Here is a 2,685-nt window from a genome sequence, read left to right as displayed (position 1 = left end):
CTTCGCGCCTGCGCTCAAACCGCGATCGATGTGGCCCAGCACGCGTTGGTATTGCGCCTGATTGACCAGTGCGCCCATTTCCACGTTCGGGTCGAACGGGTCGGCCACGCGAATGGCTTCGGCGCGCGCCTTCAATCGCGCTACAAATTTTTCTGCCAGTTCATCGGCAACCAACACACGGCTGGTGGCGGAACACATCTGCCCGGCGTTGAAGAAACCGCCGCCACAGGCCACTTCGACCGCCAATTCGATATCGGCATCGGCGAGTACCAGCAGCGAAGATTTGCCGCCCAGTTCCAGGCTCACGCCTTTCACGGTTTCCGCCGCCCGTTGCATCACCTGCACGCCCACCGCATTGCTGCCGGTGAAGGAGATCTTGGCAATGCGCGGATCAGCCGACAGCGGCGCGCCCACGGCCAGGCCGGTGCCGCAGACCAGATTGAACACACCGTTTGGCAGACCCGCTTCGGCAATGATCGTCGCCAGTTCCAGCTCCGGCAGCGGCGTCACTTCCGACGGTTTGAGCACCACGCAGCAACCGGCGGCAAGGGCCGGGGCGAGCTTCCAGGCGGTGGTGACCATGGGAAAATTCCACGGCACGATCAGCCCCACCACACCGCACGGTTCGCGGCGCAAACGGGCGCTGAAATCGTCGGTTGGCAGATCCACTTTGCTGTCTTGCCTGGCATCGAGGCCTTCGGCCAGACCCGCGTAGTACTCGAAAGTGGCGATCACGTCGTCGACGTCGATGGCTGCTTCGAACAGCGGTTTGCCGTTGTTGCTCGACTGCAACTTCATCAACTGTTCGCGCCCGGCCTGCACGCCTGCGGCGATTCTGCGAAGGATCGCCCCACGCTCGGCGCCAGTGGTTTTCGACCATTCTTTGAATGCGTTGGTCGCAGCGGTGACGGCCTGATCGACAGCCTGTGCATCGCCGCCGTTAACGGTGGTCAGCAGCGCTTCGGTCGACGGGCTGATCACGCGCAGATGTTCGCCTCCGGCCGACCATTGGCCATTGATGTACAAGCCATCAAGTGCCGTTGGGAAAGTCATGCGCAAACTCATTTCGACACCGCCTTCATCCACTGGGTCTGGTCGATTTCAATCAGGGTCGGGCCCTGGCGATCGGTGGCCAGGCGCAGCGCATCACGCAATTCGTCAACACTGCTGACCGCCTCGGCCGCGCACCCCAGGGCCTTGGCCACACCGATGAAGTCCGGGGTGTAGATGTCCACGCCCACCGGCTCGATGTCGCGGTTGACCATGTATTTCTTGATCTCTTCGTAGCCCTGGTTATTCCACAGCAGGACGATCACCGGCGTGCGTGCTTCAACCGCACTGGCCAGTTCCGGCAGGGTGAATTGCAGGCCGCCATCGCCGATCAGGCACACCACCGGAGGGCGTGCGCCGCCCTCGACGCGACCACCGAGCCAGGCGCCAATCGCGGCCGGCAAGGCGTAACCGAGGGTGCCGTAACCGGTGGACGAGTTGAACCAGCGGCGCGGGCGTTCCGGGTTGAATGTGAGGTTGCCGGTGTACACCGGTTGGGTCGAATCGCCGACAAATACCGCGTTCGGCAATTCGTGCAGCACGGTTTCCAGGAAGCGGGTCTGGGCCAGGGTCGGGGCATCCCAGGTGACGGCCAGCTCTTCTCGCAAGCGAGCGGCACGCACCTGGCCCCAGTCGTTGTGGCGCTCGGCCAGCGACTTGTGGGACAGCGCGCTCAACAGGGCTTGGGCGGCATTGCGCGAGTCGGCCACCAACGCCACCTTCGGCGGGTAATTACGCACGGTCTGGTCAGGGTCGATGTCCACGCGCAGCAGCACGCCGGGAATTTCGAAGCCACCGGCGAAGGTGACGTCGTAATCGGTTTCGGCCAATTCGGTGCCGATGGCCAGCACCACGTCGGCCTCGGCCACCAGCGCACGGGTGGCCACCAGGCTTTGGGTCGAACCGATCAGCAATGGGTGGCTGGATTCGAGCATGCCTTTGGCATTGATGGTCAGGGCTACAGGCGCATCCAGCAGCTCGGCCAGTTCAGTCAGCTCGGCCGCGGCATCGATGGCACCGCCACCGGCAAGAATCAACGGGCGCCTGGCGCCGGCCAGCAAGTCGGTCATGCGGCTGATCGCGCTGGGTGAAGCACCGGCACGGTCGATGTTCACCGGCACGCTGGCGAGCAAGTCATCGGCCTCTTCGACCAGTACGTCCAACGGGATTTCGATGTGCACCGGACGCGGACGCCCGGCCTGAAACAGGGCGAAGGCCCGCGCCAGGACGCCCGGCAATTCAGCCGCCGACATCAAGGTGTGGGAGAACGCCGCCACGCCACCGACCAGTGCGCTCTGGTTCGGCAGCTCATGCAGCTTGCCGCGCCCGCCGCCCAATTGGCTGCGCGATTGCACACTGGAAATCACTAGCATCGGGATCGAGTCGGCGTAGGCCTGGCCCATGGCGGTGGTGATGTTGGTCATGCCGGGGCCGGTGATGATGAAGCACACGCCCGGTTTGCCGCTGGTGCGTGCGTAACCATCGGCCATGAAACCGGCGCCCTGTTCGTGACGCGGAGTGACGTGGTTGATGCTCGAACGGGCCAGCCCGCGATACAGCTCCACGGTGTGAACCCCGGGAATGCCGAACACCTGCTCGACCCCGTAATCTTCGAGTAACTTGACCAATACTTCG

At 63.9% G+C, this 2,685-nt stretch carries 2 protein-coding genes; both read right to left on the bottom strand.

Going from position 1 to position 2,685, the window contains the following annotated elements; all coding sequences use genetic code 11:
• A partial coding sequence (locus V6M63_RS24515; protein WP_332746203.1) for an aldehyde dehydrogenase family protein occupies positions 1 to 1,065 on the bottom strand: 1,065 nt, incomplete at its 3' end.
• On the bottom strand, positions 1,062 to 2,685 hold a 1,624-nt coding region (locus V6M63_RS24510; RefSeq protein ID WP_442909649.1), incomplete at its 5' end, for a 5-guanidino-2-oxopentanoate decarboxylase. The genes V6M63_RS24510 and V6M63_RS24515, both read right to left, overlap by 4 nt.

It is taken from the genome of Hydrogenophaga sp. (assembly GCF_036675665.1).
Lineage (GTDB): Bacteria > Pseudomonadota > Gammaproteobacteria > Burkholderiales > Burkholderiaceae_C > Hydrogenophaga.
The sequence above is the reverse complement of the archived record's forward strand: the minus strand, read 5'-3'. Positions and strand labels throughout refer to the sequence as shown.